Below are 24,489 nucleotides of genomic sequence, written 5' to 3' on the forward strand. Positions count from 1 at the left end.
TTCATATGGAATTTTCATTTACTTGTTCACCAACGACTAGGCACAAAAAAAGCTGGACGATGATCAGGAATTACCCGATCTTCGCCCAGCTTAAGCTGCTTATGAATTTTTCTTCCATGTGTCCTTGAGCGGTACTATCCGGTTCAGCACCAGCTTATCTGCCGTGGTATACTTCTTATCCAAACAGAAAAATCCGTGCCGGATCAATTGAAATTTATCTTCTGGCCTTGCGTTGCCCATTGATGGCTCCAGCAAACAATCCTTCAGGATCGTTAAGGAATCTGGATTAAGATACTCGTCCCAGCGCTCACCGTCTTCTTTAGGACCGTCGTTATCTTTCAGCAGACGCTCATATAGATGAACATCAGCCTTGATAGCATGGTCTGCCGATACCCAGTGAATGGTTGCCTTAACCTTCCGTTCATTAAACCCGCTTCTGCTCTTCGTTCTCGGATCATAGGTGCAGCGAAGTTCTAGGATTTCTCCTGTAACTTCATCCTTGATTACTTCATTGCACTTTATGAAATAAGCACCCTTTAGCCTTACTTCGTTCCCCAAAGTCAGCCTGTGGTAACCTTTTGGCGGCTCCTCCATGAAATCTTCTTGTTCAATATAAAGGATCCGTGAAAAAGGAACCTCTCTTTCTCCAAGTGACTTATCTTCACTATTATTCTCAATCGTCAGCCATTCATTATGATCTTCAGGATAATTAGTAATGACCACTTTTAAAGGCTTAAGAACAGCCATCACACTTGGAACCTTTGCCTTCAAATCTTGTCTAAGCGCATGCTCTAACATGGCAATATCCACAATGGTGCTATTTCTGACAAAGCCAATTTCCTTCACAAAATTCCGGATACTCTCCGGCGTAAAACCTCTTCTGCGTAAACCGCGAAGCGTAGGAAGTCTCGGGTCATCCCAGCCATCCACATAATGGCCTGTAACCAGTTGTCTGATATACCGTTTACTCGTCACAACTCCGGTGATGTTCACCCGTCCAAACTCTCTTTGCTTAGGAGCCTCAGGGATATCCAGCTCATTCAATACCCACTCATAGAGCGGCCGATGATCCTTAAATTCAATCGAGCATAAGGAATACGTAATCCCTTCGATAGCATCTTGTATAGGATGGGCAAAATCATACATCGGATAGATACACCATTCGTTACCCGTTCTATAATGCTCCGCATGAATGATTCTGTAAATCACCGGATCACGTAAGTTGATATTAGGTGAGCTCATATCTATTTTAGCTCGCAACACTCTGGCTCCCGTTGGATAATCTCCAGCTTTCATCTCCGTAAATAACCGCAAATTCTCTTCCACAGAACGCTCCCGGAACGGGCTGTTTTTTCCCGGCTCCGTAAGCGTCCCTCTATAGGCTGTCACCTCTTCAGGTGATAAATCACAGACATACGCCTTTCCTTTTCGGATTAACGTAACTGCGCTATTGTATATTTTCTCAGAATAGTCTGATCCATAAAAAATATGGTCCGGTGGATAGCCCATCCATTGAATATCTTCGATGATGGCATTTACATACTCCAGATCCTCTTTTAAAGGATTGGTGTCATCAAAGCGCAAATGGAACTTCCCGCCATACTTTTTCGCAGTCGTATAGTTCGTATGAATAGCATACGCACTGCCAATATGCAGATACCCGTTAGGCTCCGGTGGAAATCTCGTGCATATATCTCTACTGTAAGTCCCTGCTTCCAGCTCTTCTTGAATCCATCTGTCGATGTAACTCACTGATAATACTTCCGGTTCCTCGTTCATTGGTGTTACCTCCTGTTTATAAGTGATATCCGCCTGCTTAATCTGCAAAATAAAAAGAACCTCACCTCCAAGACTTATGGTCTTGGGGACGAAATTCTCGCGGTACCACCCCAGGTTCATTAATATGTCGCCATATTAATCTCATCAAGTACGGCAAAACATCTTGCGCAGTGCTTATACTCTAGCTCTATAACAGGAGCTCCCGTCATACCATCCCCTTAGTCCGGTTCCGATATGCCGCTCAGAGGCTTGTTTCGATAAAATCCCCCTTACCCTGTTCTCATCATCCAGGGCTCTCTGTGAAGGAATGATTTCATGTACTCTTCTCGTCATCGCGTTTCATTATTTTGTATAGGATACCAAAAAGATAACCCTATGTAAATGTGCTTATTCCTCGCTCAGCGCCGTTAGAAGCTCCAATACTACTTCATTGTCAGGCTCTACAGCCAAAGCTCTACGCGCGTATTCCAATGCAGCAGCTTCAGCTCCTAGCTCGTAGTTACAAATTGCCATGCTATAAAGCACTGATGCCAATGGTTCTTCCGTGCTCGCATGCATGGAGCGTTCTAAGTAACCCAATGCTTCCGCAAATTTATCCATTTCATACAGCAGCAACCCCGCATCTAGCGACAGATCATAACTCTGTTCCATCGGATAATAGCCCGTCCACATCAACTGTATACCTCGCTGTAGATCCAGCATTTCTTCATCACTGGCACCCAGCAGCAGCTCCGAAATTTGTTCAGCGCTATGGATAAACCATTCAGCATCATACCCACCCAAACGCCAAAAGGCCAAAATTTGCTGTAGCCCCATCGTACCTAATTGCTGATCCATCCATTCCTTCATACTAAAGAAATCATCCGGGCCAAAACGTTCTATAAACCGCTTGTAACCCAGCCGAGTGTTTGTATAGCTCAGCGGTGTTGGTAGCATAAGAATACAGCCGATGTTCAGGTTTTTATAGTGATGACTGGTGAATATTGAATGCGCCCCTTTTTGTTTCAGCACATGCTCTATCGCATGATAATTCGCGGTCAAAGAGAAGCTTCCGTGATGAATCAGCAATGGAGGTTCTGCAAATTCCCAGTTCTCTAAGCGATGGTCTCCCTTATCCGCTGTAAGCAGCACGAATCCCTCTGTAGAGAGCCGCGCAAGCCGCTCCAGACAAGTAAGCCCCACAACCGGAAAGAGTATATGTGAATCCTCCAGCTTCTGCTGATAAAGCGTTATAACGTCATGAAAGGGATAAGTCTCCTCTTCATAACTAGCCGCACGCCGATAATGGTACTGCGGGATGATTTTGCCGAGCGCATCGGAGGGGTTATCCGGATCAACTTCCGCCGAATACTGGATCGAAACCTTACATTCATATATTTTTCCTTCATCCACATAAATTAATTCTTGCGGAATGCTGTCAAAAAAGTAATTTGCCACAATCACCAATGGCTGCTGTAAATCACCCGGCCGAATGCTGAGCTTAGCGTGTACTAAATGTAGTTCTACATCCTGCACAGCATCAAAACGAGCGAAGTCCAAAATACCCTGCTCTACGTAAGGAAGTAGGCTCGGGTGCTGCTGCCAGCTGGATATATTTTTGGAAGGCAAATCACTCATCACATAACGAAAAGGAGGAAGAGGAATATCTGCGTAGTCTACGATTTCACATAACTTTTTAAGCACATGGAAGGCTAACCGGCCTGCTCCCGCTCCAAGTTCTAGAATCGTAACGGTCTCTGAGAGATGCCCTTGTCCAGCCCGGTCTTGCAGAAATCCAAAGATCATCTCTGCGTATGCTGTCGCAATCATAGGGTTACTCGTGATGTACTGCGGGACCTGATCATTATTCCAAGCCTTTAATCCCTGCTCTTCATAATATGTTCGTTGCAATTCCCAAATCGGTGCTTCGCTGAAGCGATATTGCTGTTCTTTGTTACCTGTCATCTGTTTCTTTACCCGCTCTCTGTCTAGCTTGTTGGAATAATCTATAGCAATTGCCTTATTGCGCTCTCAATGTGCGTGACCTGAAAATGACGTATTCAGCCTCTGTTGGAATGGTAACGGAAAATGATAATAATGCCGCCTTGGAGGTTGAGGAATCAGGTCCTTTCAACGTTTGATAAAAAGAATTCCCCTTACTGTCCACACTCACCAGCTCTAATTCCGCGTTTCCTTTAGGGATGATGAATCCGGAGGTATTTTGCACGCCTAAGGTCAATCTATATTCTTTCCCGGATTGAGCCTGCGTTAGCATAGTAGGATATAACGGATACGGATGTGCTGTCGTTTCGAGTGGATAAGGAGCAAGCGCACGATCTGCCTCAGGCTTCACCCATTCCTCCCCTTTTCTGGCTCCAATGCCAAGGGTTAATTTATTCACATTATTAAATTGCACTTCCCAGCGAAAAGACTTAAGCCCTTCTAAAATGGGGGACGCCGGAACAAACAGAGTGCCATCCTTTATCTCTGGAGCAACGCCTAATGAATCTACGGTCTCCCCATTAAAATCTGCCTCTAGCTGCCCTGCTTTAATATTTCCTACCGATCGGTCCAGCAGTGAAACAGTAATACTCTTGCTCAGAGCGTCATAGAGCAAATCTGCGCCAATCGCATTGGAGAAGGCTCGAATCGGCACCATTAATTTACCTGCTTTGAAATAAGGGGCGAGTTTACCTGGAAAAAGCACGTAATATCCCCCGTATGACAGTGGCATTACCTGTGTCCCTAACTGGACAGCTGCCGACACCGATGTAGGTGTAACCGCAGATCCCGCGGCGAACATAATCACTAATAGACCTATTACGTAAGCTTTTATTTTCCCTAATCGTTGTAAGGACTCCTTGATGTGAATCATCACAAACCCCTCTCCAGTTCATCTAGAACCTTAGCCTCTATTAGTAATAATCAATGATGACCCTACACATGTCAACTTGTACCACTTCTGCTATCCATCATAAAAGACAGCATTCCGCATATATTTTCATTGAACTCTTAAGGAACAAGAAAGGAGAACATCTTATGACTTCTGCTGGACAGGATTCGGCAAACAAAACAAACATCCCCCAGCCCATCCGAAGCGATGGCACAGGGGGATTAGATAAAGGACCCCGCGATGTTATGCGGGATCTTGAGAATCCGGATATGTTCGTACCTCCGGTGACTGATGCGGGCCTGGTTCCCAATTTGAAATTTTCTTTCTCCGATGCGCATATGCAGCTTAATCATGGTGGCTGGTCCAGAGAAGTAACCGTCAGAGAACTCCCTATCGCAACTACACTGGCAGGTGTGAATATGAGCCTGACCCCCGGTGGAGTACGAGAGCTTCACTGGCATCAGCAAGCGGAATGGTCTTATATGCTGTTAGGCCGCGCCCGGATTACTGCTGTGGATCAGAATGGACGGAACTTTATAGCAGATGTAGGACCTGGTGATCTATGGTATTTTCCGCCGGGTATTCCTCACTCTATACAAGGTCTTGAAGAAGGCTGTGAATTTCTCCTTGTCTTCGACGACGGAAGCTTCTCTGATCTGAATACCTTGTCTATTTCCGATTGGTTCGCCCATACGCCCAAAGAGGTACTTTCAGCTAACTTTGGAATACCTGCCGAGGCCTTCGACTCCATCCCCACTGAACAGGTTTACATTTATCAGGATCAAGTTCCCGGCTCATTACAAAGCCAAAAGGTGCAATCGCCATATGGAGAAATTCCACAGAGCTTCAAACATTCGCTGTTGGCACAGCCTCCATTGAAGACTCCTGGCGGGAGCGTCAGAATCGTTGACTCCAGCAACTTTCCGGTCTCCAAGACCGTGGCTGCTGCACTGGTAGAGATTGAACCTGGAGGAATGAGAGAACTCCACTGGCACCCCAACAACGATGAGTGGCAATATTATCTTACCGGAAAAGGACGGATGACTGTGTTTGCCGGAAACGGTGCAGCACGTACTTTTAATTACAGGGCTGGCGATGTTGGGTATGTTCCTTTTGCATTTGGACATTATATTCAGAATACAGGAGAAGAATCGTTGTGGTTCCTCGAAATGTTCAAAAGTGACCGTTTTGCCGATGTCTCTCTGAACCAATGGATGGCTCTCACTCCCCATGAATTGGTTCAAAGTAATTTGAACGTTGGGCCCGAAGTGATCAATGCCTTACGGAAAGTGAAATGGCCAGTGGTGAAATACCCTAAGTTAAAAGAATAGGTTAATTCCTCCCTTTGCTTATTCACCCGTCTCCGCAAATTGTTTGATTCTTTTACCAATCTGGTCACGCACATGCTGGAACACTGCCCACTTCTCTTCATCACTCCCTTGCGCTTTTGCCGGATCATCGAAGCCCCAGTGTTCCCGTTTGACCTTCGGAGGGGTCATTGGACATTTATCCGCAGCATCTCCGCATAAGGTAATGACCAGATCGGCATTGTTCAGCAGATTAGCATCAATAATATCCGAAGTCTGGCCGGAAATATCTATGCCTACTTCGCTCATCGCTTGTACAGCTTTTGGATTTAGACCGTGAGCTTCAATACCTGCACTGTACACGCTCCATTCTTTTCCTAGATATTGCTTAGCCCAGCCTTCAGCCATTTGACTTCTGCAGGAATTCCCTGTACATAAAAAATAAATCGTTCTCTTGTTCATCTTGATCTTCCCCTGTCCAAATTAGTTAATCAACAACCACATATAAAGACCTAAAAGCGTAATAAATAACGTTGGAATGGTTAAAATAATACCTGTCTTAAAATACGTTCCCCAAGAAATCTTCACGCCTTTAGCCGAAAGTACATGTAGCCACAGCAGTGTGGCGAGTGAGCCAATTGGAGTGATCTTCGGTCCTAAGTCCGAACCTATAACATTCGCATATATTAAAGCCTCTCTAATGATTCCAGTGGTATGCGTCGCATCAATGGCAAGCGCGTCAATCAGAACGGTAGGCAGATTATTCATCAGCGATGAGATCAATGCAGCTATGAAGCCCATACCCATCGTTGCGGCAAATAAGCCCTGATCAGCAATAGACCCAATCATCTTAGCAAGCAAATCCGTCAGCCCAACATTTCGAAGTCCATATACTACGACATACATTCCGATAGAAAAGAACACAATCGCCCAAGGCGCTCCGGTAATCACTTCTTTCACCTTGACGTAAGGGCTTCTTCTCGCGAGAAGAAGGAACAAAATAGCTATGATCCCCGCAACCACAGATACCGGAATACCCAAAAATCCGCTGACAAAATATCCTACCAAAAGAACAGCCAATACAATCCATGACAGCCGGAACATTTTTTTGTCTTTAATCGCCTCATGCGGATCTTTTAGCTGTGAATCGTTAAAGTGCTTGGGAATACTTTTGCGAAAAAAGAAATAGAGCACCACGATGCTCGCCACAAGTGAGAACAGCGTAGGTATGATCATCTTGCCTGCATACTCCATAAACGTAATCCCGAAAAAATCCGCTGATACGATATTGACCAGATTGCTGACCACGAGCGGCAATGAGGTGGTATCGGCAATAAAACCGCTGGCGATAATAAACGGAAATACTTTTTTCTCATCAAAATGCAGCGCCCTTACCATCGCAAGCACAATAGGCGTAAGAATCAGAGCCGCTCCATCATTCGCAAAAAATGCAGACACTAACGCACCAAGAACGATGACATACACAAACATTCGTCTGCCATTCCCGCGGGCAGCCCGCGCCATATGTAAAGCAGCCCATTCAAAAAATCCGATTCGATCCAGAATTAAAGAAATCAGAATAATAGCCACAAACGCTAAAGTAGCATTCCACACGATCTGCGTTACATCCAGAACATCATTAAAGCTGACTACCCCAGCTAGCAAAGCTATAATCGCGCCACCGCAGGCTGACCATCCAATCGATAAATTACGGGGCTGCCAGATTACAAGGATTAAAGTTACTAAAAATATAAGGATAGCTACAATAGCCAAAGTGCCATCCTCCTTTTACTGCCAATCCACATCTTTTTCAACACTCCTATATAAGCATGTGACTTCAATCCAACATCATTATATAACTATATAGTTATATATAAGTCATAAAAATTCTTACCTGAAATTTAGTCGCAGCATGGCTCTTTAGCCTCTTTATTCAGTTCAGCCAATATCGATTTGGAACTAGGCATCTGTTGAAGAACAGCTTTAAGATGTGGTTTATCCTCGACATTTAACGAATAATGTACCCACTGTCCCCGCTTGCTTTCCCGAACGATTCCTCTACTTTTCAATTTCCGTAAATGCTGGCTAATCGCCGGCTGGGAAATGTCAAAGATATCAACGAATTCACACACGCACCATTCCCGCTCTTTCAGAAGAGAAAGCATTGCCAATCGTGTCTTATCTCCGAACAGCTTCAAGTCTTCAGCAATTTCCGTTAGTGTCTGCATTCCTTCTCTCCTCCTCTTGAAAGTATATAAGCTAATACTTATATTCTAGTGAATCTACCAGTCGGAAGCAAGAGTTAATTTTTAGCGGGCTATCGTCCACTCATGCTCCAACATACTGAACATCAAAGAATCCCGCCATCCATCTTTAATAAGCAAAGCATCCCTTAATCTTCCCTCATAGGTCATACCTATCTTGGTGAGTACCTTGGATGATCCACTATTTCTAGGGTCACAGGTCGCATATATTCGATGTAGTTGCAGTTCTTCAAAGCCAAATTTCAACATTCGTCTGGCCGCTGCTGTAGCGACTCCCTGTCCCCAGGCATCAGGATGGACAATATAGCCGATTTCACCGCTTCTGTCTGTATGGCTTCTAATATTTAATTCAATCATGCCGATCAAATGTTCAGTTCCTACTGCAACTATGGCTTGCGCGAACCGAGTTCTGGGAACTTTTTGAGAGTCTTCTAGTGCTTGGTTCACAAATGAAAGGGTCTGATCAGCAGTATTTGGACCCCAAGCTTGAAAACGGCATACACGTTCTTGTGAACAATAGGTATGAACATCTTGCCAGTCCGTAAACTTCAGTTCGCGTAAATAGATAGGATTTCGCTCTAGCATCATCATCTTCCCCTCAGCGTTTGCCTTAAGCTTCAGCCTGTTAACTATTCATAGGGTTGAGAGACAGGGATCGAGACGATAAACTGGGTTCCTTCCCCAACCTTGCTCTCCACTTCTATTTTACAATCATGCATTTTTAGAATTTTTAAAACAATGGATAATCCAAGTCCATTCCCTTTATGAACGCTGCTCCGCGCTTTATCCACCATATAAAAACGATCAAAAATGCGGGGCAATGCTGCCTCTGGTATGCCTTGACCAGAATCTTTAATAGAAACCTTCACAAACTCTATAGAACGCTCGATTTCGACATGAATGATACCTTCTTGGCTTGTATATTTTATAGCATTATTGATTAGGTTTTGCCAGACTTGATCAAACAAATCTTTATCCACCGTAATTTCGCAGGGCAATAAATCCAATTCTATCTGAATGTTTTTCTGTGCCCATTGTGGCTCCGCCAGAACGATCGCTCTTCTTAACTGTTCATCCAGCTGAAAAGTGGTGAGATTAACCGGATGATGTTCTGAATCAAGCGAGGCTAATCTAAGCAGATTGTCACTTAGGCGGGATAAGCGCAGCGTTTCCTGATAAATAATATCCAGATGTTCTTTTTGCTCTTCTATTGGAACGACCCCATCTTGCAGCGCTCGAGTAAACCCTCTAATCGACGTAAGTGGAGACTGCATTTCATGGGACACATTGCTGACAAAATCATCACGAACTGAATCTATCTTTTGCAGCTCACTAGCCATATGATTAAAGCTTTCCATCAGTTCACCGAACTCATCTTGATTTTTATACGTCAATCTAACAGATAAATCCCCTGATGCCATTTTCTTAGCTGCTTCCGTCAGACGTTTGATAGGCTTCACAATGAATCCGGACATCAAGAGAATCAGTAAACTTCCGATGACTAAGACCGTTAGAAGTGTAAAAAATACGTTGCGTCTGAATGTGATCAAGCTCGACGAAAAATCAATTTTAATGATGAGCGCAGCTTTCTCCTTATCTACGATGGGAATGCCAACAATAGCAACACCAGACTTATCATTAAGCATCACTGCGTCTGTGGAATCTGGCTTAAATAGAGCGGCAACCTTCTCCTTATCCACTGAAAAAACAGCATCACTCCACTCATTCACTCTCACTTTCGCAATATCGACACCATATTTATTGAGTAGTTTAGTAAATGCCTGTGCTTTTTCCGGATCATCGATTAGGGTAAGCACTTTGGCTACGTCTCCAGCTACTCTAATGAAGATATGGTTTGGGGTCACATTATTTTCGGAAAACCGTACATTTAGCAAAAAAGAGATCATTAAGCTGACGATCACAATCCCAATGAACGTAATGACAATACGCAGACGAAGGCTTTTTTTCAACATTTAGGCCAACTCCAGACGGTATCCAAGTCCTCTTACCGTAGAAATAATTAGCTCGGGAATCGATTCCAATCTTTCTCTCAGACGTTTGATATGCACATCTACCGTACGCTCGTCGCCTTCATAATCGACACCCCAAATATTTTCTATGAGCTGAGAACGCGTGAATATTTGCCCTGGCGAACCCGCCAGAGCAAATAACAACTCACATTCCTTTTTCTTCAACTCCACCGTTCTCTGAGCCGCAACAACGGTCAAATTTCCCAGATCAATCATCACTGCGCCTAATTGAATCACACTCGAGGAGGTTAAATGATATCTTTTTAATAATGATTTTACACGCAGGACCAATTCTATGGGATCAAACGGTTTGACTAAATAATCATCTGATCCGGCATTAAATCCTCTGACTTTGTCCTTAGATTCTCCTCTAGCTGTAACCATCAGAATTGGAATATCGATATAAGATCGGATATCTTCGGTCAATTCAATACCATCTACATTTGGCATCATCACATCTACAATCACCAAATCGATCTTTGTATGCGCTAGAATGTCTAATGCCTCTTGACCGTCTGCTGCTTCCACTACGGAAAATTGGTTTTTTTCAAGATATAATCGTATTAATCTACGGATATGAGAATCATCATCCGCCACTAGAATCGTGTTCATCTCTCAATTTTCCTCTCCGCTAACCTATTTATTCATATCGTAGAGATTCCATTGGATCCAGTTTGGCAGCCTTAGAGGATGGCATCAAACCGGCGATAATACTAATCAGGGTACTCACAACGATCCCAAATAACACATAATAACCGGATAGATTAATAAGTTTCACTCCAAAAGCATTGTCCAAGAGAATATTTAACACATAACTAATGACAATGGCAAAGAGTACCGCAAAGATACCGCTGAATACACCTAATAAAGCTGATTCAGAAAAGAATATACGTTTGATATCTTTTTTCCTTGCGCCAATTGCCCGAAGAATCCCAATTTCCTTAGTCCGTTCCACTACACTGATATATAGCACAACCAATATCATGATCCCTGATACGAGAAGTGAAATCCCGGCAATACCAGAGAGAACTATAGTAGCCATATTCACATAAGTTGTGATTCGCTCCATGATTTTTGCCGATTGAGAACCTGAGAATCCAGCATCAACAGCGGCTGCATTAATATCATTCACATATTTCATATCGGTTGCAAAAGCATTAACTTGAATTGGACCTATTGTAATCCCCTTGTCAACATACATTTGCTCCAAAGTCTGCGCTGGAAGATAACCCGTGGGTTGCATTTGCGCTCTTGGATCAGTGCTTTCATAAATACCAGAGATAGTGACTTCTTGTTCCAATGTGATCGGTTTATGCTTAGCATCCATTTCATTAATATATAGATAAATCGATTTCCCTACTAAAGACTCTGGACTGTCATTTCCACTTAATTTACTTGCCGTTTTCACGGGTAATAATATCTCTTTGCCCTCTGGAAAAGCCCCTGCGGTAATCGTCTCTTTAGCAAAAGCATCCGTTAAGGTTGTTAATTGTGTAAGACTAACCGTCTGATCTGCATAAACCATAGTAGATTTGCCCGAAATGGAAGTGATGGTTTCTACATAATCAACATTTGGAATATTTCGGATGGTTTCAATATCGGCAGCCGTAAACGTTTCGCCGGGCAACATCATTGCCTCTGGACCTTGCATGCCTTTAGCTTCTTCACTGGGTTTAGTTATATCCACGAGTAAAGGATCCATACTTGAATTAATTTCGTCATTCATATAGTTCGTAATTCCATTCCCTAAGGAAAGCATCAACAGTACGCTTAAAATACCAATAGACCCACCCAAAGCTACCAATACATTACGTTTGGCGTTGAGTTTCATGTTCTGCAGAGCCATTTTAAAAGATGCAAATAAACTGAGATTCCGGGATGACCCCTCTCCTCCATCGTAACTAATCAAAGAGCGGTCCTTTAACTGAATATCATCTTTAATCCGTCCTTCTTCCACCTTTACGATACGGGTACCAGAGTCGGCTACTTTCTGTGAGTGGGTCACGGTAATGACCAATATCCCTCTTTTGGCTATACTGTCCAATAAGGCTAAAATTTGATCGCCGGTATCCTTGTCCAAGGCCCCTGTAGGTTCATCTGCCAAAATAATATCAGGATTATTCGCTAGCGCGCGGGCGATGGACACTCTTTGCTTCTGTCCACCGGACAGCTGATTGGGACGTTTTTTCAGGTGCTCTTTCAAGCCTACCTCAGTCAAAATATCTATAGCACGTTTATTACGGTCCTTCTCACTGGTATCCGTCATCTGCATCGCCACTGTAACATTCTCCAAAACTGACAGATGCGGGATCAGATTGAAATTTTGAAAAACGAAACCAATATTGTTCTTACGATAATCATCCATTTCCTTTTCGGTCATCGTGCTTAAATTCTTTCCGCGGACAAGGACCTCGCCTTCATAATCGGAGTCCATTCCCCCAATGATGTTCATCAGTGTGGACTTTCCGCAGCCAGACTCACCTAGAATAGAGACGAATTCACCTGTCTCAAAGCTTAGATTCACATCATGGAGTACTGGCACCTTTTCTTTACCGTACAAAGTATATGATTTCTTTACATGTTTAACTTCTAATATTTTCATTTGTTTCTCTTCCTCTCCTGGTCATGCTCTATATCTCTTTTGATGTTTCATATCCTAACAAATTTGTGTGAACTGATAATGAACTGGATAGCCACATGGAAGAGTCAGAGCTACAGCAGATATTTAGGTTAAGCAATATAAAAAGGCGAATTCACACTCAAAATGAGTGGAACTCGCCTTTTCTATTCGACTTATTTTCAAAAGAAATTAGTGCATGAGGTGATAAGCTAATCCTCCAACTTGTTTTCCGGCGTAATAAACGATGTCTATAATCACCACTGTTAATATAAATTTCGAGAGCAGCGGATATTTCTTAAATAAAGGCTTTATATTTTTCTCTATGTACTCCATTCGCGCGCGCCTCCTTTCTTAAGCTAGTGCTCTTTTTCGGATCAGCCTAATCTGGCCTCTATGATTGATTTCATCCTCAAAAACGTGAAACCACATAAAATAGTAGTTCGCAGGTTTGTTATGCCAGAATTCCTCTTCAGTATATAACCAATTATCATCGACGGTTGCGAATAATTCATAAGTCTTTTGTCTAACTTCATTTAGGCGATCTAAATAATAGCTCAGGTCATTTCCCTTAATATTGGCTCGTCCTTCGTCGCCTAAATTTAATGCTGGTCCCCATCTTGTTAGCTCTTCTTCAGACAAATCTCTTTGCTCAAACGTTGCCACTTGATATGCATATTCTACAGCAGCGTAGTGCAATAATAACGCTCCAATAGAGTTACTCTGAGCATCCAATAAATAATCCAGTTGTTCCACAGTTAGACCCTTAACGGCTTCTAATGTTGTATATCTTGCATAGTTCATCATGGATAAAAGTCGGCTGATTTGCGGGGAGTAACCTGGGATATCTGTAATCAAAAATATTTGGTTCATGTCAATCATATGGATGTTCCTCCTTGATTTCTTCAGAATAATACTCTAAATACCTGAATGGTTCAGAATTATGAATTACAGGTAATGACGATCAAGATGCAAAAGTGAGGTGCTTAACACCATGAATAAAACTAACAAAACTATGTATTGGGTTGTATGGGCTTCAACTTAGAAAGTCTCCATCCTAACAAGACCTAGTCGCTTCCCTTCCACTATAGCTTCGGATCTGGAATGTACACTAAGCTTCTCAAAGATTCTCGTCAGGTTATACTCTACAGTCCTTTGTGACATTAAAAGCTTGCTGGCTATGTCTTTATTGCTTTTTCCACTAGCTACTTCTTGGAGTATTTCCTGTTCTCTTTGATTAATGGACACTTCTTCAAGCAGCCGATTATCCCGGTGATTAGAAATCTTGATATCATTTCTTCGTAGCTGTTTAAGTAAAGACACCGGAATGACCGCCTCATTCCTTAGTGCACAACGAATGGTATTTAACAACTGTTCTCGGGAAGCTGTTTTAGAGATAAATCCTGTGACCCCTGACTCCATCAAAAGATTATAATGAGCACTGATCTCATATCCGGTATAAATCACCACTTTAGATTCAGGATCACGTTGAACGGCTCTTTTGGCGAATTCAAGTCCGCTGATCGTAGGCATGTTGAGGTCGCATAAGATCACATCAAATTCTTGTTGCTCCAGCCTATCCAAAGCTTCCATCGCTGACAAAACAAAAGTAACCTCCATATCCGCGTCCTGCTCAATCATAGTTTTGGTTCCTTCTCCGACTGAAGGATGATCATCAACCAACAAGATACGTATCATCGTCATCGCCTCCTCTGTGCTTTTCTTCTACAAAAGCCATTGTCGGTAAATAAATAATAACCTCCAGTCCCTTCCCTTTCTCCGAGGTAAAAGTGCACTCCCCCTCTAAGCTAGCAACACGTTCTTTGATTCCAGACAGGCCCATATGCTGAAAAGATTCCCTGATATCAACTATATTCATGCCAATCCCATCATCCTTATATCGAAAATAGAGGTGCTCTTGCTGGTCCAGCTCAATTTCAATCTGATTCGCCTTGGCATGTTTCCCGGCATTCCGCAGGAGCTCCTGTACTATTCGATACAACGCAATCACCAGGTCATCACTTAGCTCACCAATCGGACTGGATGTAAAAGTGATAATGTAGTTGGACTGCAGCTGGGCATACTCAAACAATAGTTCCAGTGCCTTCACAATTCCGGTCTCTCTTAGCAGCGGTGGACGCAGTTCATTGCAGGTCTCCCTAATCTGATATATCACATCCAGAAGTCCCTCTTTAATCTGAAGCAGCTCTGGCAAAATATCCGCCTCAATATCATGATCGGAGATCAGTGTTTCCAGCTTGCGAAGCCAAATAAGCTGATCCTGAAGAGCAGAATCATGTAAATCGGCCGCCAGCTTTCTGCGTTCTTTCTCTGATAAGTTAAAGATCAGGCGTAGAACCCATGGTGCTGCATGTAGCTCTTTTTTCATCTCTGCTTCAAGGTCTTCAATCAAGCCTTCAATAAGATATAAATTCTCATAGACAATACTCGCATAATTTGCGAGGGTATTTAACCAGTTAAGCTCATCCGAATTAAGCTTTGTATGGTTCTTCTTATGATCAATCCAGAGGAGATGAATTTTTTTTTGGTGACGTCCGATTACGAGTAAGATCCCCTGTTTGAGTTGAACTACTTCTCCTACCTTAAAAACTGGAGATTTCGATACAAATTCTATGTTGATCTCTTGGCCCGAATTGTCGACTATTTGTTCGAGGTTACTCATATCCTCATCTCTCTCAAAAAAAGCAGACCGACTAACCGGTAAAATCTCATTGATTTCCTTGTGAATTGCAGCCTCCAAATCAGCCCGCTTCATAACCTTGGAGATTTGCTTCGAGAATCGCTCCAGACTACCTTGATAATGATAAAGCTCACGGAACAGTTTAGGCCGGAAATAATAATCTATTTTCTCCTTAAAGAATAAAAAGATTGTAATAGATAAATATACAACCAAAAACATCTGAATCCATTTGATCCAATCATACTCTTGCCTGCTCTGAATGATCGCAAGTACGGCTACAATCATTAGCGCCGGAAAAAAAGCAATTAATAAATAATATTTAAACCGATTAAAAGCGAAATCAATATCAAATAGTTGCCTAGCCGTCAGCAGATAAAAATAAGTAACTGGCATCAAAAACAAAAAGATCGTAGTAATTTCGTAAGGAATCAGGTTGACCCCAACAGCAATGGGTGCAGCTGAGAAGAGAACAAACGGTGTAAACGCAAGGATTTGTCCGGTAAGCATAATTTTAAACATCGATTTAAGCGCTGTGCTTCGATAAGTAATGTATAAATATAGCAGCTTAAATATGCTGTAAAAAATCCCAAAAATAAAGAACCCAATAATAATTAACCTTATAAAGGAATACAAAGATCTATCCCAGGAGTAAACCATTAGACTGGAGGTGGAAAATAGGCTTAGTAAAATGACCAGGCCATAGTATATTTTGATTACAGTAGTAGATAGAACTAATACATCAAATCGTTTCAGATATACTTGGAGAAAGTGAATAAAAACCAGTGGAATTAAAGGCAACACGCTACCCATCGCGATTCTACCTATAAGATCAGATCTACTTGAGGCATATCCCGCAAAGTAAGTTATTCCGACTAATAAAAAGAATAAAATCAGCAGCTCTGCTGAGCGATCCCCGCTTTTCCTGCGGTATAATAAAAGGCTTAACACTGCCAAAAAAACAAATGTCGCTCCAGGGACTACAAGCTGGGTAAACGTATGATAGATGGAGGACTTATTCTCAATATCATAATGCAAAGCAAGTGGAGCCCCCCCTTTGGAGTTACGAAGAAGGTCAACGGATTGAACCTGAGTTAAGCTTCCATATCTCACAGCTTCATCCACTTTATCAATCGGTTTCCCATTAACCCGTAATAAGATATCCCCTTCCCTTAAATTCTGTTTATACCCTTCGCTTGAAACGTCTGCCTCAGCAATATAATATTGCCCTTCTTCATTCTGCTCCAGACCAACGCCAAGCAAGATGTTAGAGTGAATGACCCACACAAAATGAATAATAAGAAAAACAAAAATGCAAAGTAACCCTGATATGAATAACTGGCGGAGTTTTACTGTCATTTCAAATCCCCCGAACGAACAAAATTATACATATCTCTATTCTTATTTGGTATTCCCCTACCATTTTATATGAATCACACAGGAAATTATATACTTTTATGCATGATATTCCTTATCCTCTAAATATCCGCATTGAATTATAGCTCTATCCTGGCTTTTTGCTGCTTCACTCTGTGGTTTCGATTCAGAATCCATATAGCTGCGCAACCATATAAAATCACCGGAACCCAACCACTCTCCCCGGCTACATACTCCAACATAGGTGAAGAACTGACAGTAATATTGTGCAAAACACTATCTACAGCATTATTAGTTCCGTGTAAAAGCACTGCCGGCCAAATACTACCGGAGGTCAGACGCAGTTCATTTATAATGATGCCCGCAAACATAACAGATAAGGTAAAGAGCACCACCACGAGCCAGCGGCTTCCAGAGGAATGATAAGCACGCGGCCCAAGAATCGCCGGATAATGCCATATAGCCCAGATTAAGCCCATTGTTACACTAGAACTTACTCTTCCCATCCATTGAAAACGCGGGAGCAGCCAACCCCTCCAACCGATCTCTTCCCCCAAAGCAGATAATGAACCAAGAACAATGTAAACGAGCAAATATATAGCAGTCTTGATCCATGAATCTGGAGAAATTAAGCTTGAGTTCCATCCCATCCAATAGACAGCATATCCCGCTCCCAGTGAACCTAAGGGAATAACTAAAGCCAATATGTATTCTTTGCCTCCCCTAAATTTGAAGCCCAACCTTCTCCATCCCTCAGCACTGTATCCATCTCTCACAATCAGAAACATCATGATACATACTGTGAAAAAAGGAGTAAATCCATACAGACCTTGCGCCGATTCCGGAAGCAGCAACATCCCTAACGCCATCGCCCATACGATAATAATAAATAGAAGAGATTGTTTCTTGTCTGAGAGCAATATTATCACCTACCCTTTTTAGATATAAGGAACTATATCTTCCTATTTAATCCAATTGTATATAACCAGGCAGGACGTTTCACCGAAAACAACGTTCGTTAAAACCACAATTCTTTTGCGGTACTGCTTATCTGTATGCCGCAAAGTCTTCAGTAAGGTTGTCCTAAAAATAGTGAATTGGTGAGCGATGTGCGATGTGCGATGTGTGATGTGCGATGTGCGATGTGCGATGTGCGATGTGCAGCGTAAGTGTAAACTAATTAGGGAAATACTCCCTGAAAATAGCCGATTTTGGCTCTAAAAGGACGGAATCAGGGAATTCCTCCCTAATAATCAGGGGGATTTCTTTATTAGTTACTGAATCGGCCAAAATTCAGGGAAGTTTTCCCTAATTATAAGTCTGATGAACAAAATTCTCTGAATTTTAGGGAGAAATTCCCTAATTACTGTATAAGTGCTTCACTTATTGCATCATTTGGAGCATCATTAGGTACGCCCCATGATTCAATTGGTTATCAAATAAAGGATGCTCCGCCGTAACATTAGAGATCAGGTGGCTTTACTTTTGCCCCTAATCTACTGAAGCAAACAGTAGTTGACCAAAAATGCAGAACAGCGATTCCCCGATATTAGGAGAATCGCTGTTCTGTTTGACTTTTATGGTTTTGGGCATGAACGTTTTGGGGACAGCCTTTTTCTAACTATACGTTATCTTAATAGGTCCACCAGTTACCAGACATAACGATCATCGAAAACAGCTTGATGCTGTCTTCATAGTAATCTTCTGCAGCACTGCTTGCTGTGTGGCTCCAGAGAGAATTCAACCAGCTTTGGTAAGTTGATGAGGTCATCGCACTGACTCCAAATGGAGCATAGAAGGCACCGCTATTGTAACTTCCAAATACGGTTCCGTTTAGCTTGTACCCATCTTTTATACTACCAGGTGTACTGCTTACTTTAGTCTTAATCCAGCTATTCATCTTATTGAGCTGCGTAAGCGCCCTGCTGTCTCCAGTAATCAAATAATCTGTTGCGATCCGCCATGGGGTACGACAAGAATTGTAATTGTAATTCCCGTCATTGGCATCCTCAAGGAAATTCGCCGCAGCAGGTTTATACACACCCCCAGAGTAAACTACGAAATCAGGCAAGAGCCCAGTGCTAGAGCTATAACCCGTATAAAGGCTATTTATAATCGTGTACGTTTTATCGATAACATTCGTCCAGCGGGTATCTCCTGTAGCCTGTTGGAATGCTTTTAAATGATTTAGCATGAAATCAGAAGGTCTAGTTGCCGTATTATACGAGCCGCTATTCGCCCAGTCACCTAGACGGATCGTCCACTGTGTCTGGTTAATCTCATTGTCCATAATCGCATTAATGATATCTTTTGCAGCTTGTAAATAATTGATCGTCCCACTACTTCCCCACTGCTTGTCCGCAAGCAGCAATGAGAACGCTATATCCATATCTCCATCTGTAGCAGAGTCCTCGCCTTCAATATTTTGAAAGCTGCTGTTTTGCTTCCAGGACATCAAATAAGGGTTAATTGCACTTGGGTGAGCCTTGTAATAATTATATAAGCCGTCAAAATAAGTCTGAGCATTGCTGTCATAACCAGCCATCAAAACTGTGAACAACATCCCGTAACCATGTGCTTCAGATACCGTTTCTCCATCTGAATTATACTTAACGTAATATTTGCCAGTGCCAGCTGGTTTGAGATAGGCCGTTTTCCACGCATCCCATTTGGTCTTCACTGAATTATCCATACTGGTCTGGGTTACATTGTTTGGCTTGATAGATCCACTCGTGTAGGTGGTATGTTGCGGAAAAGGTTTGTTCACTGCTGCAAACGCGGAACCGGCAGGAAGAATACTAATTACCAAGCATACGACAATAAGGCTTTTCCAACTCAACCTAAGCTTTGCATCCTTCTTCATCATTCATTGCCTCCTCTTCAATTGTGGTAATAAATTTGAAAGAAAACAGCAAGCTAATTCGTATTCGCTATCATTGTAATACAGAATATGGAATTAATATATAAGCAATTCCATTAATAGATCATTAGTACTATATATCTGAGACTTAGATTTGTTCTCACTCCTCAACTAAAAAAAGGATGGTTCCACAACCAACTTCATTCATGGCTGTGCAAACATCCTTTAGATAAAAATCCATTCGCTATTCTCGTAATTTATTCAATTTGAATCGATACGCAATGTATGGAAGACCCGGAAAGACCAACATACAAAGTGTGACCACTACTAACACCAGGCTGATATTCCTCACGATCTCAGGTAACCATCCATTAACGCCCAAGATCGCTAGGAAGATAAAAGCAATCAAAGCTATAAGCAATGGCAAGGCTACTTTGCCCATCGTTTTCTTTTCACGTTCATATTTGTCAATGAGGGTCCCTGTGTCCGAGTAGATAGGCGCCGTACCTGCAGCTGCCCGAAAGATATGAAACCCATTTCCGGCAGAACAGACATAAGTCCATCCGGCATCTTCAAAAATCAAATAATACTCCTCATCGACATTTGTGTGATAATCTACACTGTACTCAAGATTCTGAGGATCTCCCTTTCTTAACTTATAACCCAAAGGTGCAAAGCTCTCCAGGAGCCAGCCCCCTTTGGCATACTTACTCAATTTCTGCATATCTCCTTTTTCAGTAAAAGCTAAGCCCCCGCTGGTCACATATTTTGTATTCTTCATGCCTATTCCCCACCTTTTATTTGAGAATTTGTTCTGCATGTCTAATCATTTCTTTTCGGCGCTCTACTTCTTTTCTTAGCAATCCAATCCCTTTTTCCGTTGCAATATACGTTTTTCGTTTGTCGTCCTCTTCTTCTTTATACAGCTCAATAAATTCAGCCGCTAGCAGCTTCTTAATGGTTGTATACATGGAAGCAGGCCCAATTGAAAATTGATTGTTCGTCATCGTTTCGATTGATTTCATAATCAGATATCCGTGTTTGGCTTCGACTAAAGACAAGAGAATATAAAATGCAGTGTCTGTGAGCTCTCCCATTTCCAATGAGTCCGTTCTTGACACTTAATCACCTCCTCATATGTATCATTAAAAGATATATCATTAAATGAACTATATCTTTTAATGATACACTTGTCAACTGCTGGCATAAAATTAAAACTACCTTCTCATACTAGGTGAAGAATATGGAGGTGAATGTCATGCCCAAAAATAGTGCCAATCCCAAAGAAGCTCCAGGAAAACATCAACCAAGTAAGAAAAACAATGCGGAGAATAACAACAATTTCAATGAAGCCGCTCAGATGGTGAACATCGATAAGGCTGCTGATTATGTGCCCAGCTTAAACGGTGTCTCCAAAACTGATGTTTAAGCTATACCGCTAATAACTTCTTCAAACAAAAAAACACTCCTCAGATTTTTCTGAAGGAGTGTTTCAATCCGTAGCAGTTTCATTTCAAGCTCTCTAACTCAGCAGTCACTTTTTCAATTAAGTTCACGAAGGAAGCCAGCTCTTGAGAGCTTTTGACCTGATCCTTGGAATACATGGAGTTGTGTTCCGATTCTTTTTTCACCTTGGAAAGGGTGGCATTGATATTGTCGAGTTTCTGGTCAATGGTTACCAGTGAATCCTTTGAGCGACGGGCTAGCTTACGAACTTCATTAGCCACAACTTCAAAACCTCTTCCAAACTCCCCAGCTCTGGCTGCTTCAATAGCCGCATTTAGGCCTAAAAGATGCGTATGATCAGCCACTTCTCTAATCATCGTACCCACTTGATGAATAGACTCCACCTCTTTGTCCAAATATAATACCGTTTGATGCGTTTTCTCTTGATAATCAGCATTTTTACTAGCTAAACTTTCTATCGATTCACTGCTATCCTTTAATTGAACCATCAAAGATACCAGCTCCTGAACGGCTGAACTCACTCCTGTAAGCAGGTGATTTTGCTTCTCCAGCAAGTTTTCTATTTTTGCTTTTTCATCCACTTCATAGGCTTCAAGAACGAGCTGTGAATCGAGATTAAACATCTTGGTTAAGGCATGAATAACAGGCTTCCATTCGTTTGGTAATATCCGTTCAAAATAAGCAGTAGCCAAATCCAGATATAATATGTACGTCCCCAAATACCAATTCGTTGTTAATCCAATACGAGAATGGATTTTCCCGATAAGCAAACGTCTTTCAATAAATGCTTCATCGATCACACCAGCGGCCATAGATAAAAAATACCACTGCTGTGTTTCTTTCAATCGATCCAGTGTACTGTGCTGCTCAATGATGTGGAGCAGTTCTGGCTCCATCGTCATCTGTTTATACAGCTCCTCAACCAATGAGCTAACGATTAAGTTGAATTCTTTCTCCTTGCTTTTTAATAATTCTAAATCAGCCTCAGTAATCCCTATATAGCTAACTTGCTGGAGTCGTTCTGGACTAAGATTGATCATACCGTCGTTAACATCCCTCTCATAACTGTTTATTTTTCTCAGCCATCCCCTATGCATCTATATCTCTTGATTATAAAGGTATTATTTCAATAAATTTTAACACTATATTTACCTATATTGCTTAATAATTTTACAAAACCTCACTAGTTGCCCTTAGATTTGGCTTCCTATTCATGAATAAAGGGCTGCCGCAGCAGCCCTTTCAGTTTCAAGCTTTAATTTACGCCGCCATTTCACGGCAAACTTTTGCACAAGCAAAACAAGCTTCTGCACATTGCTGGCAATGTTCATGATCATGCTTTTGGCATTCGTTGCCGCAGGCTTCACAAGCTTCTGCACAAGCTAAACAAATCTCTGTTGCATATTTACTGTTCATCGACATGGCATGAGCTGCAAACTCGCATATATCTGCACATTCACGATCCAGGCGAATGCACTCCTTCATCATCCCCACATGATCCTCATCCAAACAAGCTGAGTAACAGTGATTGCAAGCTATCATACATTTTAAACACTCATCGATACACTCTTTGTAGTTTTGATGTGCCATAACACATTCTCCTCTCAATTCATTAATTAGGATAGTCCCCTACTCTATATATACCCAATTTAAGCAAATAAAAAAGGATTCCGAGGAATCCTTCCGATTGATCAATTATCTAATTAATTTATTAATGGTAACTAATAGTTCATCCAGTACCTCGTTCTCACCTTCCTGGATACGTTCCACTACACAACTTTTCATATGATGCTCCAGCAAAAGCTTGCCCACGCCGTTCAATGCAGATTGGACCGAGGAGATTTGATGCAGCACATCATCACAATAGGTGTCTTTTTCAATTAACCCTTTTAGCCCTCTAACTTGACCTTCAATTCTATTTAGCCGGCTAATCAAATTCTTTTTAGTTTTATCTGAGTGATGACTTTTCCGCTCATCCGTACTGCATGATTCATGCTCGTGAGTCAGATTATCCATGCACCGATCACCCCTTTCCTCGTATTTTTATTATACTATAGCCCCCCTATTCTATTCAAAAAATAAATCATTGATTAGATTTTCAATTCTTCATGAACTATAGCTGAAGTTTCAACCTGAATGGTTGTATGTTGAATTTTGAAATGATCGGCAATTAACCGAATCGCTTGCTGCAAAATGCGTTGGTCATCTGCTTCCTCTTCAATTAAGATATGACAGCTGAGTGAATCTAATCCCGAAGTTATGGTCCATATATGCAGGTCATGGACATTTTTAACCCCCTCAATGCTTTCGAGGATTTCCTTTACTTCAGCTGGATTAATTGTAATCGGGGTGCCTTCCATAAGGACGTGAACGGTATGTTTGATAATTCCCCATGCCCCTCTAAGAATCAATAGAGCAACCAGTACGCTTATGATTGGATCAGCAACATACCAGCCAAAAATCATCATGATTAAACCGGCAATAATTGCCCCTACTGAACCTAAAGCATCACCAAGCACATGGAGATAAGCACTACGGAGATTAATGTTATTTTTCACATCCCCTTTTCTCATAAGCGACCATGCACTAGCCACATTGGCTAAAAGACCAATACTTGCGATCAGCATCATAGATCCGCTGGCAACTGTCGGCGGCTCAAAAAACCGCCCATAAGCTTCTACAATGATAAATCCAGCAACTACAAATAAAGTAACTCCGTTTAAGAGTGCCGCCAAAATTTCAAATCGATGAAAACCATACGTTTTGTTCGGAGAAGCAGGTTTAGTTGCAAACCAGACCGCTACTAGGCTTAATGCTAGAGAGCTTGCATCGTTTAGCATATGCCCACTGTCCGATAACAGGGCTAAGCTGTTAGTAATCAACCCACCAAAAAACTCCAAAAACATAATTCCAACCGTAATGATCAACGCAATCAAAAGCCCTTTTTTATTTCCACTAGGATCAAAATGTTGATGCCCGTGAGAGCCATGGGAGTGACTGTGTCCTTCATGAGTGTGGTCGTGGTTACTGTGATCGTGATTGGACTGTTGCCCGTGTACATTCTCGACCTGATGATTGCGTTTGTTCTTCTTGTTCATCATGCTTAACCTCCTATTACCTTCAGCTAGATAGTATTCGTAGCCCTGCGCAGTTACATTCAAAAGCTCCAGTTAATAATAACATATGAGCATGTGTTCATATGTTATTATTAACTGGAT

Annotated in this window: 24 protein-coding genes and 1 other annotated feature; of the genes, 2 read left to right on the top strand and 22 right to left on the bottom strand. The window is 42.0% G+C overall.

The features are described 5' to 3' along the window. Nucleotides 1–99: 99 nt before the first annotated feature. From NSQ55_RS26670 to NSQ55_RS26680, 3 genes are all read right to left on the bottom strand, one after another. Complete coding sequence (locus NSQ55_RS26670) at nucleotides 100–1,779, bottom strand: glutamine--tRNA ligase/YqeY domain fusion protein (protein ID WP_339169864.1); 1,680 nt, start codon at nucleotides 1,777–1,779, stop codon at nucleotides 100–102. 81 nt (nucleotides 1,780–1,860) lie between these two features. Then, nucleotides 1,861–2,121, bottom strand: a binding site (T-box leader). A 45-nt stretch (nucleotides 2,122–2,166) separates the two neighbouring features. Further along, nucleotides 2,167–3,723, bottom strand: a complete 1,557-nt coding sequence (locus NSQ55_RS26675; RefSeq protein WP_339169866.1) for an SAM-dependent methyltransferase — start codon at nucleotides 3,721–3,723, stop codon at nucleotides 2,167–2,169. Between the two features lie 55 nt (nucleotides 3,724–3,778). After that, nucleotides 3,779–4,633, bottom strand: coding sequence for a copper amine oxidase N-terminal domain-containing protein (locus NSQ55_RS26680; RefSeq protein ID WP_076128771.1), 855 nt, complete (start codon nucleotides 4,631–4,633; stop codon nucleotides 3,779–3,781). A 164-nt stretch (nucleotides 4,634–4,797) separates the two neighbouring features. Between NSQ55_RS26680 and NSQ55_RS26685 the strand changes: the two genes are divergently transcribed. Continuing rightward, a complete protein-coding gene (locus tag NSQ55_RS26685; protein ID WP_076128773.1) occupies nucleotides 4,798–5,982 on the top strand; it encodes an oxalate decarboxylase family bicupin in 1,185 nt (394 codons plus the stop codon). Nucleotides 5,983–6,000: 18 nt separating this feature from the next. Here NSQ55_RS26685 and arsC read toward each other — a convergent pair whose 3' ends face one another. The 15 genes from arsC to NSQ55_RS26760 form a co-directional block, all read right to left on the bottom strand. Continuing rightward, nucleotides 6,001–6,420, bottom strand: coding sequence for an arsenate reductase (thioredoxin) (gene arsC / locus NSQ55_RS26690; protein WP_248549614.1), 420 nt, complete (start codon nucleotides 6,418–6,420; stop codon nucleotides 6,001–6,003). A gap of 21 nt (nucleotides 6,421–6,441) precedes the next feature. After that, on the bottom strand, nucleotides 6,442–7,731 hold the full coding sequence (locus NSQ55_RS26695; protein WP_076282681.1) for an arsenic transporter: 1,290 nt from the start codon (nucleotides 7,729–7,731) through the stop codon (nucleotides 6,442–6,444). 128 nt (nucleotides 7,732–7,859) lie between these two features. Next, on the bottom strand, nucleotides 7,860–8,186 hold the full coding sequence (locus NSQ55_RS26700; RefSeq protein ID WP_076128778.1) for a metalloregulator ArsR/SmtB family transcription factor: 327 nt from the start codon (nucleotides 8,184–8,186) through the stop codon (nucleotides 7,860–7,862). A gap of 81 nt (nucleotides 8,187–8,267) precedes the next feature. Further along, nucleotides 8,268–8,813, bottom strand: a complete 546-nt coding sequence (locus NSQ55_RS26705) for a GNAT family protein (protein WP_339169871.1) — start codon at nucleotides 8,811–8,813, stop codon at nucleotides 8,268–8,270. A 38-nt stretch (nucleotides 8,814–8,851) separates the two neighbouring features. Further along, entirely contained in the window at nucleotides 8,852–10,195 is a 1,344-nt protein-coding gene (locus NSQ55_RS26710; protein WP_248549612.1) for a HAMP domain-containing sensor histidine kinase, read from the bottom strand. After that, nucleotides 10,196–10,864, bottom strand: coding sequence for a response regulator transcription factor (locus NSQ55_RS26715; RefSeq protein WP_076206634.1), 669 nt, complete (start codon nucleotides 10,862–10,864; stop codon nucleotides 10,196–10,198). Between the two features lie 28 nt (nucleotides 10,865–10,892). Then, on the bottom strand, nucleotides 10,893–12,854 hold the full coding sequence (locus tag NSQ55_RS26720) for an ABC transporter ATP-binding protein/permease (protein WP_076128781.1): 1,962 nt from the start codon (nucleotides 12,852–12,854) through the stop codon (nucleotides 10,893–10,895). 207 nt (nucleotides 12,855–13,061) lie between these two features. Then, nucleotides 13,062–13,205, bottom strand: coding sequence for a hypothetical protein (locus NSQ55_RS26725; protein WP_175620025.1), 144 nt, complete (start codon nucleotides 13,203–13,205; stop codon nucleotides 13,062–13,064). 18 nt (nucleotides 13,206–13,223) lie between these two features. Continuing rightward, a complete protein-coding gene (locus NSQ55_RS26730; RefSeq protein WP_076128815.1) occupies nucleotides 13,224–13,742 on the bottom strand; it encodes a DinB family protein in 519 nt (172 codons plus the stop codon). Between the two features lie 168 nt (nucleotides 13,743–13,910). Further along, entirely contained in the window at nucleotides 13,911–14,567 is a 657-nt protein-coding gene (locus NSQ55_RS26735; protein WP_038573390.1) for a response regulator transcription factor, read from the bottom strand. Beyond that, nucleotides 14,545–16,926, bottom strand: a complete 2,382-nt coding sequence (locus NSQ55_RS26740; protein WP_339169877.1) for an ATP-binding protein — start codon at nucleotides 16,924–16,926, stop codon at nucleotides 14,545–14,547. Before NSQ55_RS26740 ends, NSQ55_RS26735 begins: the two co-directional genes overlap by 23 nt. A gap of 137 nt (nucleotides 16,927–17,063) precedes the next feature. After that, nucleotides 17,064–17,864: a CPBP family intramembrane glutamic endopeptidase gene (locus tag NSQ55_RS26745; protein WP_076282684.1), complete on the bottom strand. Its 801-nt coding sequence runs from the start codon at nucleotides 17,862–17,864 to the stop codon at nucleotides 17,064–17,066. Nucleotides 17,865–18,577: 713 nt separating this feature from the next. Next, nucleotides 18,578–19,810: a glycosyl hydrolase family 8 gene (locus NSQ55_RS26750; protein WP_254847763.1), complete on the bottom strand. Its 1,233-nt coding sequence runs from the start codon at nucleotides 19,808–19,810 to the stop codon at nucleotides 18,578–18,580. A gap of 238 nt (nucleotides 19,811–20,048) precedes the next feature. Next, nucleotides 20,049–20,585, bottom strand: a complete 537-nt coding sequence (locus tag NSQ55_RS26755; protein WP_076185471.1) for a DUF2812 domain-containing protein — start codon at nucleotides 20,583–20,585, stop codon at nucleotides 20,049–20,051. Between the two features lie 16 nt (nucleotides 20,586–20,601). Then, nucleotides 20,602–20,925 (bottom strand): PadR family transcriptional regulator, encoded by a 324-nt coding sequence (locus tag NSQ55_RS26760; RefSeq protein WP_036681391.1) that lies wholly within the window; start codon nucleotides 20,923–20,925, stop codon nucleotides 20,602–20,604. A 137-nt stretch (nucleotides 20,926–21,062) separates the two neighbouring features. Between NSQ55_RS26760 and NSQ55_RS26765 the strand changes: the two genes are divergently transcribed. Then, nucleotides 21,063–21,233 (top strand): hypothetical protein, encoded by a 171-nt coding sequence (locus tag NSQ55_RS26765; RefSeq protein ID WP_155288200.1) that lies wholly within the window; start codon nucleotides 21,063–21,065, stop codon nucleotides 21,231–21,233. Between the two features lie 79 nt (nucleotides 21,234–21,312). Here the strand turns inward: NSQ55_RS26765 and NSQ55_RS26770 are convergent, their stop codons facing one another. The 4 genes from NSQ55_RS26770 to NSQ55_RS26785 all read right to left on the bottom strand — a co-directional run bounded on the left by NSQ55_RS26770 (nucleotide 21,313) and on the right by NSQ55_RS26785 (nucleotide 24,369). Continuing rightward, on the bottom strand, nucleotides 21,313–22,311 hold the full coding sequence (locus tag NSQ55_RS26770) for a globin-coupled sensor protein (protein ID WP_076137072.1): 999 nt from the start codon (nucleotides 22,309–22,311) through the stop codon (nucleotides 21,313–21,315). 220 nt (nucleotides 22,312–22,531) lie between these two features. Continuing rightward, on the bottom strand, nucleotides 22,532–22,861 hold the full coding sequence (locus NSQ55_RS26775; protein ID WP_076128792.1) for a four-helix bundle copper-binding protein: 330 nt from the start codon (nucleotides 22,859–22,861) through the stop codon (nucleotides 22,532–22,534). Nucleotides 22,862–22,966: 105 nt separating this feature from the next. Then, nucleotides 22,967–23,287, bottom strand: a complete 321-nt coding sequence (locus tag NSQ55_RS26780; protein ID WP_076128794.1) for a metal-sensitive transcriptional regulator — start codon at nucleotides 23,285–23,287, stop codon at nucleotides 22,967–22,969. A gap of 74 nt (nucleotides 23,288–23,361) precedes the next feature. Further along, nucleotides 23,362–24,369: a cation diffusion facilitator family transporter gene (locus NSQ55_RS26785; RefSeq protein ID WP_339174618.1), complete on the bottom strand. Its 1,008-nt coding sequence runs from the start codon at nucleotides 24,367–24,369 to the stop codon at nucleotides 23,362–23,364. Nucleotides 24,370–24,489: the final 120 nt, after the last annotated feature.

Source organism: Paenibacillus sp. FSL H7-0943, assembly GCF_037963265.1.
In the GTDB taxonomy this organism is placed as follows: Bacteria; Bacillota; Bacilli; order Paenibacillales; family Paenibacillaceae; genus Paenibacillus_AQ; species Paenibacillus_AQ odorifer.

Coding starts and splice junctions, on each gene's coding strand:
- NSQ55_RS26680 (WP_076128771.1), bottom strand. CDS start 4,633: ATGATTCACATCAAGGAGTCCTTACAACGATTAGGGAAAATAAAAGCT.
- NSQ55_RS26670 (WP_339169864.1), bottom strand. CDS start 1,779: ATGAACGAGGAACCGGAAGTATTATCAGTGAGTTACATCGACAGATGG.
- NSQ55_RS26725 (WP_175620025.1), bottom strand. CDS start 13,205: ATGGAGTACATAGAGAAAAATATAAAGCCTTTATTTAAGAAATATCCG.
- NSQ55_RS26700 (WP_076128778.1), bottom strand. CDS start 8,186: ATGCAGACACTAACGGAAATTGCTGAAGACTTGAAGCTGTTCGGAGAT.
- NSQ55_RS26780 (WP_076128794.1), bottom strand. CDS start 23,287: ATGGATAATCTGACTCACGAGCATGAATCATGCAGTACGGATGAGCGG.
- NSQ55_RS26735 (WP_038573390.1), bottom strand. CDS start 14,567: ATGATACGTATCTTGTTGGTTGATGATCATCCTTCAGTCGGAGAAGGA.
- arsC (WP_248549614.1), bottom strand. CDS start 6,420: ATGAACAAGAGAACGATTTATTTTTTATGTACAGGGAATTCCTGCAGA.
- NSQ55_RS26765 (WP_155288200.1), top strand. CDS start 21,063: ATGCCCAAAAATAGTGCCAATCCCAAAGAAGCTCCAGGAAAACATCAA.
- NSQ55_RS26710 (WP_248549612.1), bottom strand. CDS start 10,195: ATGTTGAAAAAAAGCCTTCGTCTGCGTATTGTCATTACGTTCATTGGG.
- NSQ55_RS26770 (WP_076137072.1), bottom strand. CDS start 22,311: ATGATCAATCTTAGTCCAGAACGACTCCAGCAAGTTAGCTATATAGGG.
- NSQ55_RS26740 (WP_339169877.1), bottom strand. CDS start 16,926: ATGACAGTAAAACTCCGCCAGTTATTCATATCAGGGTTACTTTGCATT.
- NSQ55_RS26720 (WP_076128781.1), bottom strand. CDS start 12,854: ATGAAAATATTAGAAGTTAAACATGTAAAGAAATCATATACTTTGTAC.
- NSQ55_RS26785 (WP_339174618.1), bottom strand. CDS start 24,369: ATGAACAAGAAGAACAAACGCAATCATCAGGTCGAGAATGTACACGGG.
- NSQ55_RS26750 (WP_254847763.1), bottom strand. CDS start 19,810: ATGATGAAGAAGGATGCAAAGCTTAGGTTGAGTTGGAAAAGCCTTATT.
- NSQ55_RS26775 (WP_076128792.1), bottom strand. CDS start 22,861: ATGGCACATCAAAACTACAAAGAGTGTATCGATGAGTGTTTAAAATGT.
- NSQ55_RS26705 (WP_339169871.1), bottom strand. CDS start 8,813: ATGATGATGCTAGAGCGAAATCCTATCTATTTACGCGAACTGAAGTTT.
- NSQ55_RS26730 (WP_076128815.1), bottom strand. CDS start 13,742: ATGAACCAAATATTTTTGATTACAGATATCCCAGGTTACTCCCCGCAA.
- NSQ55_RS26675 (WP_339169866.1), bottom strand. CDS start 3,723: ATGACAGGTAACAAAGAACAGCAATATCGCTTCAGCGAAGCACCGATT.
- NSQ55_RS26755 (WP_076185471.1), bottom strand. CDS start 20,585: ATGAAGAATACAAAATATGTGACCAGCGGGGGCTTAGCTTTTACTGAA.
- NSQ55_RS26685 (WP_076128773.1), top strand. CDS start 4,798: ATGACTTCTGCTGGACAGGATTCGGCAAACAAAACAAACATCCCCCAG.
- NSQ55_RS26715 (WP_076206634.1), bottom strand. CDS start 10,864: ATGAACACGATTCTAGTGGCGGATGATGATTCTCATATCCGTAGATTA.